The sequence below is a fragment of the Actinomycetospora sp. C-140 genome (assembly GCF_054796175.1).
The window spans coordinates 238,130-255,183 of sequence record NZ_JBTWNF010000009.1; the positions used below are offsets into that span (position 1 = coordinate 238,130).

Annotated in this window: 16 protein-coding genes; 6 read left to right on the plus strand and 10 right to left on the minus strand. The window is 76.1% G+C overall.

Annotation, left to right across the window (positions count from 1 at the left end; translation table 11 throughout):
* The first annotated feature begins 18 nt into the window (after positions 1–18).
* Positions 19–1,083, plus strand: coding sequence for an endonuclease/exonuclease/phosphatase family protein (locus ACR9E3_RS17160; RefSeq protein ID WP_460381560.1), 1,065 nt, complete (start codon positions 19–21; stop codon positions 1,081–1,083).
* Between the two features lie 52 nt (positions 1,084–1,135).
* On the opposite strand, the gene ACR9E3_RS17165 is transcribed toward ACR9E3_RS17160, so the two are convergent.
* From ACR9E3_RS17165 to ACR9E3_RS17185, 5 genes are all read right to left on the minus strand, one after another.
* A complete protein-coding gene (locus tag ACR9E3_RS17165) occupies positions 1,136–1,480 on the minus strand; it encodes a hypothetical protein (RefSeq protein WP_460381562.1) in 345 nt (114 codons plus the stop codon).
* A 207-nt stretch (positions 1,481–1,687) separates the two neighbouring features.
* Entirely contained in the window at positions 1,688–2,452 is a 765-nt protein-coding gene (locus tag ACR9E3_RS17170; RefSeq protein ID WP_460381563.1) for a DUF1990 family protein, read from the minus strand.
* 30 nt (positions 2,453–2,482) lie between these two features.
* Entirely contained in the window at positions 2,483–3,853 is a 1,371-nt protein-coding gene (locus tag ACR9E3_RS17175; RefSeq protein WP_460381565.1) for a hypothetical protein, read from the minus strand.
* A 115-nt stretch (positions 3,854–3,968) separates the two neighbouring features.
* Entirely contained in the window at positions 3,969–4,436 is a 468-nt protein-coding gene (locus ACR9E3_RS17180) for an SRPBCC family protein (protein ID WP_460381566.1), read from the minus strand.
* Positions 4,437–4,566: 130 nt separating this feature from the next.
* Positions 4,567–5,940, minus strand: a complete 1,374-nt coding sequence (locus ACR9E3_RS17185; RefSeq protein WP_460381568.1) for a UDP-glucose dehydrogenase family protein — start codon at positions 5,938–5,940, stop codon at positions 4,567–4,569.
* A gap of 126 nt (positions 5,941–6,066) precedes the next feature.
* Here ACR9E3_RS17185 and ACR9E3_RS17190 point away from each other — a divergent pair, with 126 nt between their 5' ends.
* Entirely contained in the window at positions 6,067–6,876 is an 810-nt protein-coding gene (locus ACR9E3_RS17190; protein WP_460381570.1) for a class I SAM-dependent methyltransferase, read from the plus strand.
* Here the strand turns inward: ACR9E3_RS17190 and ACR9E3_RS17195 are convergent.
* From ACR9E3_RS17195 to ACR9E3_RS17205, 3 genes are read right to left on the minus strand one after another with little or no spacing between them, the layout of a single operon-like run.
* Entirely contained in the window at positions 6,864–8,321 is a 1,458-nt protein-coding gene (locus ACR9E3_RS17195; RefSeq protein WP_460381572.1) for a PepSY-associated TM helix domain-containing protein, read from the minus strand. The genes ACR9E3_RS17190 and ACR9E3_RS17195 overlap by 13 nt on opposite strands.
* A 41-nt stretch (positions 8,322–8,362) precedes the next feature.
* Complete coding sequence (locus ACR9E3_RS17200; protein ID WP_460381574.1) at positions 8,363–9,061, minus strand: DUF5134 domain-containing protein; 699 nt, start codon at positions 9,059–9,061, stop codon at positions 8,363–8,365.
* Positions 9,058–9,291 (minus strand): hypothetical protein, encoded by a 234-nt coding sequence (locus ACR9E3_RS17205; protein ID WP_460381576.1) that lies wholly within the window; start codon positions 9,289–9,291, stop codon positions 9,058–9,060. The genes ACR9E3_RS17200 and ACR9E3_RS17205 overlap by 4 nt, the downstream gene beginning before the upstream one ends.
* Before the next feature lie 366 nt (positions 9,292–9,657).
* Between ACR9E3_RS17205 and ACR9E3_RS17210 the strand changes: the two genes are divergently transcribed.
* The 4 genes from ACR9E3_RS17210 to ACR9E3_RS17225 all read left to right on the plus strand — a co-directional run bounded on the left by ACR9E3_RS17210 (position 9,658) and on the right by ACR9E3_RS17225 (position 13,811).
* Positions 9,658–10,218, plus strand: coding sequence for a sigma-70 family RNA polymerase sigma factor (locus tag ACR9E3_RS17210; RefSeq protein WP_460381578.1), 561 nt, complete (start codon positions 9,658–9,660; stop codon positions 10,216–10,218).
* Positions 10,215–10,985: a zf-HC2 domain-containing protein gene (locus tag ACR9E3_RS17215; RefSeq protein WP_460381580.1), complete on the plus strand. Its 771-nt coding sequence runs from the start codon at positions 10,215–10,217 to the stop codon at positions 10,983–10,985. The genes ACR9E3_RS17210 and ACR9E3_RS17215 overlap by 4 nt, the downstream gene beginning before the upstream one ends.
* On the plus strand, positions 10,966–12,975 hold the full coding sequence (locus tag ACR9E3_RS17220; RefSeq protein ID WP_460381582.1) for a cytochrome c oxidase assembly protein: 2,010 nt from the start codon (positions 10,966–10,968) through the stop codon (positions 12,973–12,975). Before ACR9E3_RS17215 ends, ACR9E3_RS17220 begins: the two co-directional genes overlap by 20 nt.
* A 107-nt stretch (positions 12,976–13,082) precedes the next feature.
* Entirely contained in the window at positions 13,083–13,811 is a 729-nt protein-coding gene (locus ACR9E3_RS17225) for a DsbA family protein (protein WP_460381584.1), read from the plus strand.
* Between the two features lie 278 nt (positions 13,812–14,089).
* On the opposite strand, the gene ACR9E3_RS17230 is transcribed toward ACR9E3_RS17225, so the two are convergent.
* Together ACR9E3_RS17230 and ACR9E3_RS17235 are read right to left on the minus strand one after the other, a co-directional pair.
* Complete coding sequence (locus ACR9E3_RS17230; protein ID WP_460381586.1) at positions 14,090–16,297, minus strand: heavy metal translocating P-type ATPase; 2,208 nt, start codon at positions 16,295–16,297, stop codon at positions 14,090–14,092.
* Positions 16,294–16,932, minus strand: coding sequence for a vitamin K epoxide reductase family protein (locus ACR9E3_RS17235; protein ID WP_460381588.1), 639 nt, complete (start codon positions 16,930–16,932; stop codon positions 16,294–16,296). Before ACR9E3_RS17235 ends, ACR9E3_RS17230 begins: the two co-directional genes overlap by 4 nt.
* Positions 16,933–17,054 lie beyond the last annotated feature (122 nt).

Sequence of the window (17,054 nt, forward strand, 5' to 3'; positions counted from 1 at the left end):
GCGACCTAGCCTGGCTCGATGCCCCGCGTCCCCGACCTCGTCGCGGGACACCCGGATCCGGAGCTCGAGCCCCGCCGGTCGGGACCGCGCCGGGTCCTGGGGGTCGTCGGCGCGCTCGTGCCCGTGGTGCTGGCCGCCGTGGTGCTCCTCCCGGACCTCCTCGGCGGCCTCGACCACCACCTGCCCTTCGCGGTGTTCGCCGCCCTGCGCCCCGCACTCAGCGTCGGGATCGCGGCGGTGGTGCTGGCCGTCGTCGTCGTGCGGCTGGTCCGGCGGCGCCGGCCCCGTCGCCGGGCAGCGACCGTCGGCCTCGTGGGGGTCGCGGTCGTGGTCGCGGTGGCCGCGTCCTTCGTCGTGCCGCGGGCGGTCCCCGGCGAGGCGCCGCCGCCGGGCGGGACGCCGCTGACCGTCCTGGAGCTCAACGCCTTCGAGGGCCACGCCGACGTCGGTGCGCTCGCGGCCGTCGTCCGGCGGGAGCGCCCGGACATCGTGGTGCTGCCCGAGGCGGGCGAGCTGTTCCGCTCCCGGATCGCCGCGCTGCTGCCCGACTACCGGTCGTGGACGAATGTCCCGCCCCGGGCGGCCGACGTCCGGGGCATCACCGTGCTCACGGCGCCCCGGGCGGGCGACGTCACCGCGCGCACGATCTCGGACGCGCCCGGCTCCCCCACCGACACGCGCTACCCGTGGGCCGAGCTCACCGGCGGCATCCTCGGCCCGGTGCACCTCGGCGCGGTGCACGTCGTGTCGATCGTCCCGGGCTGGATCTCCTACTGGCCCGAGGAGCTCGAGCTGCTGTCGCGCTGGTGCTCCCGGGCGGAGGGGCCGGCCCTGGTCGTCGGCGACTTCAACGCGACCCCGGACCACTCGGCGTTCCGGTCGGGCACGCAGGGGTGCACGGACGCCGCGGCCGCGCGCGGCGAGAGCCTCACCGGCACCTGGTTCTCCGGCGTGCCCCGGGCCGTCGGCGCCCAGATCGACCACGTCCTGGCCAGCGGCGGCCCGCAGGCCCGCGACGTCACCGTGATCGACGTCCCGGGCTCGGACCACCGCGCGCTGCTGGTGAGGCTCCGCCTCGCGTGAGCGCTTCCGCGTGCCCGATCACGCGGACGTGCTGACGAGCCCGCAGGGCACCTCAGGACGCGCGGTACGAGGGCGCCGGGAGGGCGTGGGCGTGCCGGGGGCGCACGGGGCGTCCGTGCAGGTCGTGGTGGCCGCCGACCAGCCCGCACCACGAGCACGGCGGGCCGCTGGCCAGCACCACGACGGGCGCGGGGTCGGCCGCCGCGGCGGCAGCGTCCTCGCCGGCGGTCCGGCGCGCGCGGATCGCGCGCAGCAGCCGCCGGAACGCGAACCGCAGGACACCGACCACGACGACCGCGGCGACGGCGACCAGCGCGAGCCACTTGAACAGGAGCACCGCGCAGAACGCGATGAGCAGGCCGACCACGGCCGTCGTCACGCGCGGGTCAGGCTCCACGCGGGCGAGGGTACGTCGGTCGAGGGACACCGGGCCGTCACATCCACCCCGCGTGTCCCTGCGTGATCATGGACCACTCGAACGCGGGGCGAGTGCCGGTCACGGAGCGGTGAGGGCCCCAGGCACGAGAAAGCCCCGCGGGCCACCGGGTCGGGGGTCCGGTGGCCGCGCGGGGCACAGGGGATGTCGTCGGCGCCCGGATCGCTGTTACACGGCGCGCGGAGAATTCTCGTCCGGGATCTCCGGCCAGGAGACGGTGCGGGTCAGGACGCGGACGCCGTCGGGCGTGCGGCCGCCGGCCAGAGCCGCCGCCCGCACGCAGAACTCCACCCAGAGCAGGTACTGGATCTGCTTGGCCAGCCCGAGCCGGCTGTAGAGGACGTCGGCCACGACGTCGCCGGCCCGGGCCCAGGTGGTGATCCCGAACTCGAGGTCGTCTCCCAGGTCGCGGGCGGCGAACTCGATCTGCCCGGCCTCGAGGTGCCCGGTCAGCGTGCCGAGCCGGAACGCGGTCGGCTCCCGGGACAGCACGCGCACCGGCCCGTCCCACGGCCCGGGCATGCGGACCACCAGCTCCTCGCCGACCCGCATCGCCCCGCTCGCCGCGACGTAGTCGAAGCGCGCGACGCCAGGCACGACGGCGCGGTTCATGTCCCGCGCGAGGGCGTCGACGAGGTCGGGCGCGCTGCGCTGCGCGCCGACGACCCGGACCCGGAACTCGCGGTGGAGCGCGGGCCCGTGCCCGGCCTCGAGGGGCTGGTCGCGCGGGGTGGCGTCGACCAGGTGGGGCGGCAGGTCGCGGTGGTCGCCGACCTCCTCGACGACGTGCACCGCGACGTCCGGGCGCACGCAGCGCCACAGCATCCCGGCGACGCCGCGCGGGAGCCGGGTCAGCATCAGCGCCTCGCGCAGCACCTGCCGGGGCCCGGGGACCCAGTGCGAGGTGCCGAGCGAGGGATCCGCGGACTCCATGACGCTGGCATACCCGCAGGCCCGACGAGATCACCGCGCGGCGCCCGTGACGGCCCTGACGTAGTCCTGCCGCGTCACCCCCGACGCCGGGTCGTTCAGCACGCCCTCGAAGGCGAGGAAGAAGGCCAGCAGCGAGCAGCCGCGGGCGTACGCGGGGCTGCGCCGGATCTGCTCGCTCTCGGAGTCGCTGGTCGCCGTCCCCCCGGTCTCCGCGGCCGGCGGGCCCGGGTTCTCGCCCACCGCCGCCAGCCCGGCACGAGCGGCCTGGGCGCGGGCGAAGCGCAGGTTCGACCAGTTCTGCACGGGCGTGCCCGCCTGCACGCTCGTGGTCGCGTCCGATGCGGTGCACGTGTCCTGCGGCGGGGTCAGCGACCGCGCGGTGACCGCGGTGGCGTCGTCGACGCCGGTGAGGTCGACCACCACGGGCCCGGCGACGTTGCCCGCGAGCACCGGGAACTGGTCGACGTAGTAGAGCCCGCGGCCGAGCGAGCCGTCGCGGTCGCCGGTCCCGTCGAGGCGGGCGTTCGCGGCGGCCGTGAGGTCGGCGGGCAGCACCCCCTTGCCCGGCGACGGGACGTGCACCGCCCCGCCGTACCCGGCCGCGCGCAGGGCGTCGGCCTGGCCCTTGATCGCGTAGAGCAGCGAGCGGGAGTACCAGAGGAACCAGTTCTGGACCATCGCCGCGCTGACGGTCGTCCCGTTCCAGGTCGCCTGTCCCGGCTTCCAGCCCGGCATCGGGGTCCTGGGTGTCCCGGTGGCGAGCCCGGTCCCCTGCTGCGGTGCGGGGCCGAAGGCCCACCAGCTCTGGAGGAACCCGTCGCCCGCCTCGTTCGGGCCCGGGAAGCCGACCTCACCCGCGGTGCTCGTGCCGACGCGGATGCCGTCGAGGCGCGCCGAGGGCAGGTCCGCGACGATCCGGCGGAGGTAGTCGGCCTGGGCGCTGCGCACCGCGGAGGAGAAGACCGTGTCGATGGCGCCGGTGGTGGGGCTCTTGCCGCGCTGGTCGACGAGCGCGGCGCCGGAGAGCGCCCGGACCCAGCCCGGCGGGTACTGGGTGCCGGTGCCGAGGACGACGCGGATCCCGGCGTTCAGGCACGCGGTGACCCGGTTCCGGAGGTCGGTCACGTAGGCGGTGTTCACGCTCCCGGCGCCGCTCGGCAGGTAGCGGTCCCAGTAGGCCTCGACCTCGACGAGCCCGATGCCGGCCGAGCGGTTGGCCGCGATGTCCGACGCCGAGCACGAGGACGCGACGAGGCCCCACGCGGGTTCGGTGGCGGCCCGCGCCGGCGGTGGGCGGACGCCGAGCAACAGCAGGGGGACGAGCGCGGACAGGGTGACGACGGCGGTGGTCACGCGGGTGCGGGTGGGCCGGGCGGGGCCGGCGGTGTCGATGAGGCGCATGACGAGCCGAGTGGCACGCCATCACGTCGAACTCACACGACGGCGGGTCGCACCAACCGCTCGGCCCAGCATGAATACGCCGAAGAACCAACGAACGTTGGTCCGAACGGCCGGATCAGGAGACGCTCGAGGCAGTGGGCTCGGCACCCGCGCGGCGACGGGTCTCGCAGTGCTCCTTGAGGTCGCCGGCGAGCGTGTGCAGGTGGCCCTCGACGGTGCGGGCCGTGAGCCGCGCGACCGTGACGCCCAGCCAGCCGGTGCGCTCGTGCGTCACGACGAGCCGGGTGCGGGCGCTCTCCCCGGCGGGGCTCAGCGCGAAGCGCACCCGGGCCGTGCCGCGGACGCCCTCTCCGTCCAGGGCGAAGCGGTGCCGCCGGGGCTGGAACTCCCCCACCCGCCAGGTGCGCTCGGGCACCCGGGGGACGCGCAGGTGCACGGCCCCGCCGAGCGTCAGCGACCCACCGCCCATGAGCACCGACTCGCGCACCGCGGTGGTCCAGCGCGCCCATCGGTTGACGTCGGTGAGGACCGCCCAGACGTGGTCCGGGCAGGAGTCGATGTCGACCGCGATCTCGCAGCGCATGCCTCGCCTCTCCGATGAGACCTGACCCGCGGCGCACGCTGTGTCGACGGCCGCCCCGACGCCCACCCACGGTAGGCGGCCGTCGCTGCGCAGACCAGCCCGCCCCCCGGCCCGGACGGCTCGGGCGGCCTCAGGCGGCCTCGCGGCGGCCGAGGCCGATGCCGGTGAGGCCGGCGCGGCGCAGGGTGGCGGGGTCGAGCAGGTTGCGGGTGTCGACGACGGTGGGCTGCTTCATCACCCCGGCCATCGCCGACCAGTCCAGCTGCCGGAACTGCGGCCACTCGGTGAGCACCACCAGCGCCTCCGCGCCCTGGGCGGCCTCCACCGGGTCCGACACCACCGGCACCCCGTCGATCTCCCCGTTCACCATCCCGGGCACCGTCTTGTCCGGGTTGTCCGGGTCCGCCACCAGCGCCGGGTCGTAGGCCACCAGCTCAGCGCCGGCCTGCCGCAGCAGCGCCGCGATCGCCAGCGCCGGCGAGTCCCGCAGATCGTCGGTGCCCGCCTTGAACGTCAGCCCCAACAGCCCCAGACGCACCCGGGTCAGCGACCCCGCCTTCCGGCCCGTCACCGCCTGGCGCACCTTGTCCACGATCCGCTGCCGCTGCCGGGTGTTGGTGTCGATCGTCGCGCGCAACAGCCGGAACTCGAAGTCCGCCGCATCCGCCACCTGCAGCAACGCGTGGGTGTCCTTGGGCAGACACGACCCGCCCCACCCCGGACCCGGCGACAGGAACGCCTGCCCGATCCGCCGGTCGTAACCGATCCCCTCGGTCACATCACCGATGTCCGCCCCGACCCGCTCGCACAGCTCGGCCATCGCGTTCACGTACGACAACTTCATCGCCAGGAAGCAGTTCGCCGCGTACTTCATCAGCTCCGCCGACGCCGCATCCGTGAGCACCGTCGGCGCCCCCAGCCGCGCGTACAGCGCCGCCACCCGCTCCGCGGCCTCCGCCGCGTCACACCCGACCACGATCCGGTCCGGGTTCAGGAAGTCGTGCACCGCCGAGCCCTCACGCAGGAACTCCGGGTTCGACACCACCGACACGTCCGCGCGGTCCAGCAGCTCCGCGGTCCGCGCCGCCGTGCCCACCGGCACCGTCGACTTGTTCACCACCACCGTGCCCGACCCCAGCAGATCGCGGGTCTCCTCGACCACCGCCTCCACCGCCCGCAGATCGGCCACCCCACCCACACCCATCGGCGTCGGCAGGCACAGGAACACGATCTCCGCGTCCAGCTCGCCACGACCATCACCGGGGAAGCCGGTCACCGCGCTCGAGGCCCCCACCACGAACGACAACCGCCCCGCCGACACCTGCTCGATGACCAGCTCCGCCAGCCCCGGCTCCACGATGTCCACCACACCCCGGCGCAGCCGCTCCACCTTCGCCGCGTCGATGTCGCCACACACCACCTGGTGACCCAACGACGCCAGACACGCCCCCGTCGTCAGCCCCACATAACCGGTCCCCACCACAGCCACCCGGCGCGTGAACACGGCGATCCCCCTCGCGTACTCGGATGTCGAGCTCGATCGAATCAGCCCCACACGCTGCCAGATCACGCTCCGCGCCCGGGTGCCCGGTCCGGCAGCTCACACCCGGAGCTGACAGGGTGCGCGGGCGTGGCACCCGAGCCGGTCGACCTCCGCGGGTCCGAGGAGACGCTGCTGATCACGCTGTACCTGCGCGAGCGGGACGCGGCGTCGGCGCACCCGATCCTGGGCGACCCGTTCGCCGGCCCCGCCCTGGCCCGCGTGGCGTACGGCTCCGGGGCCTGGCAGTGGTTCAGCTCGGACACCGCGACGATCAACGCCCGCGCGAAGTGCCTCGACACCTGGGCCGCGGCGTTCCTCGCCGACCATCCCGACGGGCAGGTCCTGCACCTCGGCTGCGGCCTGGACAGCCGCCCGCTGCGCCTCGCGCGGCCGCCCGGGTCGCGCTGGCTCGACGTCGACGTGCCCCGCGTCGCCGATCTGCGTCGCCGGGTCTACGACCTGCCCGACGATGTCGAGACCGTCGCGGCGTCGGTCGGCGACCCCGGCTGGTGGGACCGCGTCGACGGCGACCGGCCGACGCTGGCGCTGGCCGAGGGCCTGTTCATGTACCTCGCGCCGCCCGAGGTGCACGACGTCGTCGACCGCCTGCTGGCCCGCTGCGCGAGCGGGGCCCTCGCGTTCGACGCGGTGCCGGGCTGGATCGTGCCGGCGTCCAACGCGACCCTCGCGGCGTTCCGGCTCGACGCCCGCTTCCGGTGGGGGTACGACGCGTCGGCGTTCCGGGCCCGCTACCCGCAGCTGCGCGAGCGCGACGACGTGACGGTCACCGAGCTCGCCGCCGCGGCCACGACCGGCCCGAGGCACGCGCTGTACCGCGCCGCGGACCTCGTGCCCTACCTCCGCGACGCGATGCGGCTGCACCGCTACACGTTCTGAGGGGCCCCCGTCGTCCGGCGCCGGTCGAGCAGCGTCTCGAGCAGGAGGAAGACGACGAGCGACGCCCCGAGCAGCGGGACCACCACGCCCACCGCCACGGTCGCGGCCACGACCAGGACGCGCAGGCCGACCGGCAGGGTGCGCAGGACGCCGTCGGCGGGCACGTGCCCGGGCCGGCGGCCGGGGCCGCGGCGGACCCACAGCACCAGCCCCCAGACGACGACGCACGCGAGCCCCAGGGCGAGGGCGGCGAGCACGATCTGGTTGGCGAGGCCGAAGAGATAGCCCATGTGCGCGTCGATGCCCCACGTGGCGAGCTTCGCCGCGAGCGGCCAGTCGTCGCCGCGCACGACGTCGGTCACCTGCCCGGTGGCGGGGTCGACGGCGATGGCGTCGTGGTGCTCGGGCCACGTGCGGTCGACCTGGCTGACCGTCGTCGCGGCGCCCGGCCCGTCGCCGGGGGTGATCTCGAGCCGGCCGTCGAGCCCGAACTCGGCGGCCGACCGCGCGGCGACGTCGAACGAGGCGGAGGGCACCTCGCGCGGCGGGGTCGTGCCGGCCGCGCCGCCGTGGTCGGCGTGGTCACCGGCGGTGGGTGTGGGGGCGGTCGCCCCCGGCAGCGCCGTCGTGGGCTCCGGGGTCTCCCAGGAGAGCTGCTCGCGCAGGGCGCTGATGTTGTCGCCGGCGTAGGTCGACCACGTCAGCCCGGTGGCCGAGAGGAACAGCAGCCCGGCCGCCGCCCAGAGCCCGACGACGGCGTGCCACGACAGCAACCGGGCGCGGCGCCCGCCGGAGACGCGGGGGACGAGGAGGGCACTCGCGCGGCGCGGGAGCGGAGTGGAGCTCGACCCATCGGCTCGGCGGCGCCGGCGGACCAGCCCGATCCAGAGCGCCAGGCCGGCGAGGACCAGCACCCACAGCCACGACGCGGCCAGCTCGGTGTAGAGCCGCCCGGCGTCGCCGAGGTGCAGGTTGCGGTGCAGCTGGTCGACCCAGGCGCGCAGCGGCATCGCCTGGCCCGAGCCGTAGGTCTCGAGCACCCCGCGCAGCGCGCCGGTGTGCGGGTCGACGAACGCGGTGCGGTAGTACGACTCGGGCAGGGCCGGGTCGGTCGCGATGACCTGCGTCGTGTCGGTCGGCGTCGCGCCCGGGCGCACGGCGTGCAGGTCGGTGCCGGGCATCGCCCCGAGGCCGGCGCGCACCTGCTCGGACAGCGGCACCTGGGCCGGCGACGCCGGCACGGTCAGCTCGTCGCGGTAGACCACGGGCTCGAGCGACGGCATCAGCGTGTAGACGAAACCGGTCAGGGCGGCGACCAGCAGGAACGGCCCGACCAGCACACCGGCCCAGAAGTGGATGCGCAGGACGAGGGGCCGCAGCAGGGTCCAGGTGCCCGGGCGTCCGGCCGTCGTCGGGGCGTGCGAGGTCTGCTGGTCGACGCTCACGGTCGAGGGCCTTTCGGGGAGCGGGTGTCTCGCCGGTGGACTCAGTGGACGAGGAGCATGAACGCCATGCCGGTGCCGGTGACGGCCTGGCAGCCGAGCTGCACGGCGGAGGAGTCGACGACGCGGCCGACCCGCGCGAGGGTGCCGACCGGACCGCCGGCTCCACCGGCCGCGACCGCGACGGTCGTGGACGACCGCACCATCGCGCCGACGGTGACCGCGGAGTGCACGAGCAGGTACACCGCGAGGGCCGCGCCGAGCGCCGACAGCGCGAGCGGCGGCGGCGCGTCGTGGCCGGCGTGGGCGGCCGTGTCCATCCCGGGCATGCCCGCCATGCCCGCCACACCGGTGGCCGCGCCGGCGGTCGGGACCATCGCCACGTACATGACCACCATCGCGGCGTTGGACAGCAGCAGGTGGGTGGGGTGCGCGGCGCACCGGTCGCCGCCGACCGGTGAGCCGAGGGCCCGGTCCTGCCCCCGCAACGCCACGAGGCGCACCGCCCACGCCGCGCCCAGCACGCCGAACGCCACCGCACCCGCCACCGGCGGCACCGCGCTCATCGTCGCGGGCAGCACCATGACCGCCATCCCGAGGCCCATCAGCACGTGGTTGGCCTCGGCGGCCGCGGCGGGGCCCTCGTGACGGCCGCGCCGGCGCCAGAGGCTCACCGTGCACAGCGCGGCGGCCGCCAGGAACAGCGCGGCCAGCGCCGCGGCGACGGGTGCGGGGGCGCTCATCGTGATCCGGCTCCGGCGAGCAGGTCGTCGAGGACGCCGTTCCGGGCGTCGTCGACGATCACGGCGAGCTGCGCGACGCTCATCCGGATGGCCTGGCCGAAGTCGTCGGTGATGACGACGCGGCGGTCCTCGTCGGCGGCGGGGTCGAGGTAGAGCTCGGGGCAGCCACAGGAGCACTGGCCGCAGAACGTGGTGACGTGCTGCAGGCCGGCGGTCGGGTCGGCGGTCATCGCGGTCCTCCGTGAGCTGTCGCGGGCGGGGCTGACGGTACGACGCGGGAACCCCGCCGCAGCCTTCTCACCTTGCCGCCCCGGCATCCTCGACCGGAAGGACCAGCGTTCTCAGGCGGACGCCGGTTCCTTCTCAGGCAGAGGTCGGAAGGCGCAGCACAGGTGGTCATGGCGGTGCTCCTCGGGGGCTCCTCGGATCTCCCGCCGGGCGGGGGCCTACCGTCGAGGGCACGGTAGGGACCGCGGGCACCACGACCACCCCCGTTTGTCGGGACGGTCACGGGTGGGAACTCCGGGCGGTCCCGCGACGACGGGCTCTGCGTGCGGCGCGGGATCCCTGCTCGGCGGCACGGACGAGGAGACACGGTGGACGACGCCCGGATCACCGAGCTGGCGCTGCGGGCCCGCGACGGGCACCGGGACGCCGCCGGGGAGTTCGTGGCCGCCACCCAGCAGCAGGTGTGGCGGCTGCTCGTGCACCTCGCGGACGCCACGGTCGCCGAGGAGCTCGCCCAGGAGACCTACGAGCGCGCCCTGGGCTCCCTGCGGCGCTACCGGGGCGAGGCGCCGGCCCGGAACTGGCTGCTCTCGATCGCCCGCCGGGTGGCCGCCGACCACCTGCGCCGCCGCGCCCGCCGTCCCGTCAGCCCTGCCGAGCCCGCGGAGGACGACCGCCCCGTCGGCCGGGCCCCGCGCGCCGATCCCGCCGAGTCGGTCGCCGTCCGGGACGCCCTCGACGGGCTCGCCGCCGACCGGCGCGAGGCGTTCGTGCTCACCCAGGTCGTGGGCCTGAGCTACGAGGAGGCCGCGGCCGTGTGCGGGTGCCCGATCGGCACCATCCGCTCCCGGGTCGCCCGCGCCCGCGCCGACCTCGTCGACGCCCTCGGCGAGCCGCCCGTCACCGAGCGTCCCCCTCGCTCCGGGTGAGCGGGAACCACACGACCCCCGGCGACGACCAGCACGGCATGGACTGCGACCGGTGCCGGGAGGCGATGTCGGCCGCGCTGGATGGTGAGTCCGACGCCGCCGAGCAGGCCCGCGTCGACGCGCACCTCGACGGCTGTGCGGCCTGCCGGGCGTGGCGGCGTGACGCCGAGGTGGTGACCCGGCGCGCCCGCACCGGCGTCGCCGAGCCCGGGCCCGACCTCGTCGCGCTCGTCCTCGACGCCGCGCCGGGCCCGCGGACGCGCTGGCGGGGGACGGCGGCGAGGGCGGGGCTCGCCGTCGTCGGCGCCCTCCAGGCCGTGCTCGGGCTGACCTCGCTGCTCGGGGCGTCGATGCACCACGACGCGATGGCCGACCCGCTCATGGTGCTCGGCGCCGGCATGGCCCACGCGACCCACGAGAGCGCGGCGTGGAACCTCGCGCTCGGCGTCGCGTTCCTCGCCGGGGCGCTGTGGACCCGCCACCTCGCCGGCCTGCTGCCCGCGCTCGGCGCCTTCATCGCGGTGCTCGCGGTGCTCAGCGTCGTCGACCTGCTCGCCGGGCGCGTCGAACCCGCCCGCGTAGTCTCGCACGTCGTCCTCGTCGTCGGCTTCCTGCTCGGCCTCGCCGTGGTCCGCGCCGCCCCGCGCTCCGGCCCCGCGCCGACCCCGGGCGGACGGTGGTGGGCCCGCAGTGAGAGCCCCGTCGCCCCGCCCGGCGCACCGGCGCCCGACGTCCCACGCTGGGAGCGTGAGTCCGACGTCGCGTGAGCCCGACCGCTCGCCGGCCGCGGCCGCGCCGGGTGGAGGTGGAGCGAAGGACGCCCTCGCTGCGTCCGGCGCAGCGGAGGACGCCCTCGGTCCGCACCCGGCGCGCGCGATGCTCGCCGGATCGCTGGTGCTCGTCGGGGTCGCCGTCGTCGGCGTGGTCCTCGCCCGCGGCGGTGCGCCCTTCACCGCGCTCGGGATCGGCGAGCCCCCGGCCGCGGTGCGGGTGGTGACGCCGCTGGCGCGGCTCGTGGTGCTGCTCGCCGGCGGCCTGTGCCTGGGCGGGCTGGCCGGGGCGCTCGTGGCGCGGCCCTCGACGGGCGGGGCACGGGCCCTGGGCGCGCAGGGCTACCGCGCGGTGCGCCTCGCCGGAGCCGCGGCGGGGGTGTGGGCGGTCGGCGCGCTGGTCGCGGCCGCGGGCACGGTGCTCGCGGGCACCGGCGGCGATCCGCGCGTCCTCGTCACCCCCGACGCGTTCCTGGAGGCGGCCGGTGCCCTCGAGGAGCCCGCCGGCTTCCTGGTCGCGGGCGTGACCGCCGCGGTCGTCGCCGTGGTGTGCCGGGTGACGCTGTCCTGGCGGACGGCCGCGGGCGCGCTGCCCCTGGCCGCGTTCGCGGTCGTGGCGCCCGTCGTCACGGGGGCGGTGGCGAGCGCGGGCGCGGGGCACGACATCGCCACCGACACGGCGACCCTCGGGGCCGTCGCGGCCGCCGTCTGGTTCGGCCTGTCCGCTCTCGAGACGCTCGCCCCGGCCCCGGACCGCGTCACGGCGACGCGGGCCCGCCCCGTCGCGCTCGCCGCTGCCGCGGTCGCCGTCGTGGGCACCGCCGTCACCGAGGTGGTCCTGGTCCGCGGGCAGTGGCTCACCGTGCACGGCGTGCTGGCGCTCGTCGCCCTCGCCCTGCTCGTGGTCGCGGCGGTGACGACGTCCCGCGCCCGGGTGCCGGGCACGACCGTCGCGCTCCCCCTGGTGCTCGCGGCCGGCGTCGGGGCGCTGCTGGCGGGCGAGCCGGCGCCCGCCCTGGCGGCGCCGACGACGATCCAGCAGACGCTGCTCGGCTACACCCTCGACCCGCCGACGGTGCTCGGCCTGCTCGGTCCCGGGCGCCTCAACGTGCTCTGGGCCGTCGTCGCGGTCGCGCTCGCGGGCGCCTACCTCGCCGGCGTCCGGCGGCTGCGCGCCCGCGGTGACGCCTGGCCGCCCGGGCGCACGACGGCGTGGCTGCTCGGGTGCGCGCTGCTGGTCTGGTCGACGAGCTCGGGGCTCGGCGCGCACGCGATGGCCACGTTCAGCGTGCACATGGGCGTGCACATGATGCTCTCGATGCTCGTGCCCGTGCTGCTCGTGCTCGGCGGGCCCGTGACGCTCGCGCTGCGGGCCCTGCCGGCACTGCCGTCCGGGGAGCGCGTGGACGGGCCGCGGGCCTGGCTGGTGTCGCTGGTCGAGGCGCCGTTCCCCCGGCTGCTGACCCACCCGGTCGTCGCGCTCGTGCTGTTCGTCGGGTCGTTCTACGCGCTGTACTTCTCGCCGCTCTACGCCGCGGCGCTGCCCTACCACTGGGCGCACCAGGCGATGTTCGTGCACTTCCTCCTGACCGGCTACCTGTTCTTCTGGCCGATCATCGGGGTCGACCGCGCGCCGCGCCCGCTGCCCCACCTCGGCCGGCTGGCGATGCTGCTGGCGTCGATGCCCTTCCACGCGTTCTTCGGCGTCGCGCTCATGAGTGCGGACACGCTCATCGGCGAGCAGTTCTTCCGCCAGCTCGCCCTGCCCTGGGTGCCGGACCTGCTCGCCGACCAGAGCCTCGCCGGCGGCATCGCCTGGGCCTCCGGCGAGGTGCCCCTGCTCGTCGTGCTCATCGCCCTGCTCGTGCAGTGGTCGCGGGCCGACCAGCGTGACGCCGCCCGCCGCGACCGGCACGCCGAGCGCGACGGCGACGCCGAGCTCGCGGCGTGGAACGCGATGCTCGCCGACCTGTCCCGCGGGCGCTGATCCCCGACCCGTTCCCCGACCCGCGGGAACCGGGTGGCCCCCTCGGACGACAGGAACTCGCGGGCGAGCACACTCGGTGCGGCCCCGACACGAGGAGGATCCCCAGGATGGCCACGCGCTCGAAGCGCCCCACGACAACGCAGCGCAGCAAGTCCAGCATGCCCACGATCGTCGGCATCGCGGTCGTGGTGCTGGTCGCGGTCGTGGTCATCGGCGGCGTCCTGCTCTCCGGCAACGGCTCGGACAGCTCGGGCGGACAGGCGATCCCCGTCGCGCCGGCGCCCGCCCAGTACCAGACGTCCGTCGCGGGCGGCGTCGTCACGGCCGGCGGACCCGCCCCGCACACCATCGACCTCTACGAGGACGCGCTCTGCCCCGCCTGCCAGTCGTTCGAGCAGAGCTACGGCGAGCGCATGGCCCAGGCGATCGCGGCAGGGAAGGTCCAGGTGCGCTACCACCTGGTCGACCTGCTCGAGCAGCGCTCGAACCCGCCCGGCTACTCGTCGGCGGGCGGCAACGCGATGATCTGCGCTGCCGAGAACAACGCGTTCCCGGCCGTGCACACCAGCCTGTACGCCGCGCAGCCCACCGAGGGCGGCAAGCCGTACGACACCGGCCAGCTCGTCGACCTCGGCCAGCGCGCCGGCGCCGGACCGGGCTACGCCGACTGCGTCACCAGCGGCCGCCACGTCGGCGAGATCAACCAGAACTTCCAGGCGGCGTCCACGGACCCGGCCCTCCAGCGCCAGGGCTCCTTCGGCACGCCGACCATCGTCGTCGACGGCAAGCTCCTGCAGCAGCAGAACACCGGGGACCTCGACACGGCCCTGGGCTGAGCGCGCCCGCCCGTCCTGAGCGGAGGGCTCCTTCGGTCGATCTCGTCGACCGGAGGGGCCCTTCGCTCGTTCCGGGCAAGGGCACAGCACGGGCGCGGGAGCCCCGGCGCGTGGCCCTCGGGACGGAGATCACCAGCGCGTCATGCACGCGGATCCGCCGCGCGGTGTGGATGACGCGCCCCTGATCACCAGCCCGACCTGAGCGAACCGCGCGTTCGGCAGGCCAACGCGCGGTTCGATCATGCGCAGCGTGCCCCTCGGGCCCGCGCGGACCGCCCTCAGCGACCCCGCAACCGCATGCTCGACGACACGACGAGCAGCGACGACAACGCCATCGCCAGCCCCGCGAGCAGCGGGTTCAGCAGGCCGGCGACGGCGAGGGGCACGGCGGCGACGTTGTAGCCGAACGCCCAGCCCAGGTTCACGCGGATCGTGCGGTGGGTGGCGCGAGCGAGCGCGAGGGCCTCGGGGACGGCGGTGAGGTCGTCGCGGACGAGGATCACGTCGGCGGCCTCGAGGGCCACGTCGGTGCCGGTGCCGACGGCGAGGCCCAGGTCGGCGGCGGCGAGCGCGGGGCCGTCGTTGACCCCGTCGCCGACCATCGCCACCACGGCCCCCGCCGCGCGCCGGGACGCGAGGAACGCCAGCTTCCCCTCGGGCAGCACGCCCGCGACGACGTCGTCGATCCCCACGGCGTCGGCGACGGTCCGGGCCGCGCGCTCGTGGTCGCCCGTGAGCAGGACGGGGTGCAGGCCGGCCTGCCGCAGCGCCGCGACGGCGGGGGCGGCGCTGGGCTTGACGTCGTCGGCGAGCACCACCGCGCCTTGCACCGCGTCGTCCCAGCCCACGGCGACGACGGTGTGTCCGGCGGCCTCGGCCTGCGTCCAGTCGTTCAGCAGCGACGACGGCACCCCGGACGCGAACAGGTCCGGGCGCCCCACGGTCACCGTCGTCCCGTCGACGACCGCCCGCGCGCCGAGGCCGGGCAGCGCGGCGAAGTCGTCGGGCTCGGAGGGCACCTCGGAGGCCTCGGCGACGATCGCCGCCGCGATCGCGTGCTCCGACCCGCGCTCGACGGCGGCGGCGCGCGCCAGCACGACGTCGGGCGACGGACCCAGCACCGTCACCACGGCCATCCGCCCGGTGGTCAGCGTCCCGGTCTTGTCGAGCACGACGGTGTCGACCCGGCGGCTGGTCTCCAGCGCGTGGTGGCCCTTGAGGAAGATGCCTCGCCGCGCGCCGCGACCGGACGCGACGACCATCGCCATCGGCGTCGCCAGACCGAGCGCGCAGGGGCACGCGATGACGAGCACGGCCAGGGCCGGCGAGAACGCCCCCGCCACCCCGGCGCCCGCGAACCACCAGCCCAGCGCGGTCAGCACGGCGAGCACCACGACCGCGGGCACGAACCAGGCGGAGATGCGGTCGACGAGGCGCTGGACGTCGGCCTTGTCGGCGCGGGCCTCGCGGACCAGCCGCACCATGCCGGCCAGGGCGGTGGCCTCGCCGACCGCCGTGGCCTCGACCACCAGGCGCCCCGACGTCGCGACGGTGCCGCCGACCACCGCGTCGCCGACGGCGGCGTCCGACGGCACCGGTTCGCCGGTGAGCATGCTGCGGTCGACCGCCGAGGCGCCGGCGACGACCCGCCCGTCGGCCGCGACCTTCTCGCCCGGCCGCACCACGAACCGCATCCCGACCTCGAGCGAGGACACCGGGACCCGTCGCTCCGTGCCGTCCGGATCGAGCACCGCGACGTCGCGCGCCGCCAACCGCGCCAGCGCGGCCAGCGCGTCCCCCGACGCCCGGCGGGCGCGGCGCTCGACGTAGCGCCCGGCGAGCACGAACGTCGTCACCCCGGCCGCGACCTCGAGGTACACGGGGCCCGACGGGTGCAGCAGGAGCTCCCACGTGCTCCCGGCCGGCGCCTCCGGTGCCCCGAGCAGCACCGCCCCCAGCGACCACACCGTCGCGGCGACGATCCCCAGCGAGACCAGGGTGTCCATGGACGTCGTGCCGTGGCGCAGCCCCGCGAGCGCGCGGCGGTGCAACGGCCAGGCCGACCACAGGACGACCGGGGCCGCGAGCGCCGCGAGGACCCACGCCCAGCCGGGGAAGCGCAGCGAGGGCACCGCGGTCATCGCCAGGGCCAGGTCGGCCACGGGCACGAACAGCGCCGCGGCCACGACCAGCCGCCGCCACAGGTCGCGCAGCTCGCCGTCGTCCGCGGGCTCGTCGAGCTCCTCCGCCGGGGGCCGCGCCGGCCGGGCCGTGTAGCCCAGCCGCCCGACGGTCTCGACGACGGTCGCGGTGGTGACGTCCGGTCCCAGCACCACGCGGGCGCCCTCGCCGGCGAAGTCCACCGAGGCGCTCACGCCCTCGAGCCGGTTGAGCCGGCGCTCGATGCGGGCGGCGCACGCCGCGCACGTCATGCCGCCGATGTCGAGGTCGAGCACGGACCCGGTGTCGGGCAGCGTCGACGTCACAGGCCCACCAGACCCGCGGCCCAGGCGGGGAAGGTGGCCACGATCGCGACGACGATCGCCAGGTACCAGGCCGCGAGCCCCCAGCCGTGGTGGCGCAGCGCCGCCGGCGCGCCGCCGAGGAGCCCCGCGCGCAGGTTGTGCACGGTGGTGAACCAGAACATGGCGATGGTCGCGACCCAGGCGACCATGCACCACGGGCAGAGCGCGCCGATCACCACGAGGCTCTGGACGATCAGCCAGTGGATGAGCAGCAGGCCGAGCGTGGTGCCCGCCTGCAGGCTCCACCAGGCCCACCGCGGGAGCGCGAGGCCGCCGAGCACGAGGGCACCCATGGCCGCGGCGACAGGGAAGGTCAGCAGGCCCAGCACGGGGTTGGGGAACCCGAGCAGCGACGCCTGCCAGGTCTTCATGATCGTGCCGCAGGACAGCACCGGGTCGATGCTGCACGACGGGACGAAGGCCGGGTTCTCGAGCAGGGCGATCTTGTCGAGCAGCAGCACCAGCGCGACCACGGCGCCGACCAGACCACCCACGAGCAGCACCGCGCCGACCGCGCGGGTCGGCACCGCGACCTCGGCGCCGGAAGCCTCCGGAGCGTCGGGACCCACGTCGGAACGGGTGTCGGTCAGGTCCACCCCCTCATGGTCCCCCTGCCGGGCGGCGGGGGAGACGACGGGGAGGACGTCGGTGGGCTGCCCGCTCGCGGGGACAGACGGGGTCGTGGCCATCGCCCGTGCAGGTCGTCGGCGACCGTTCC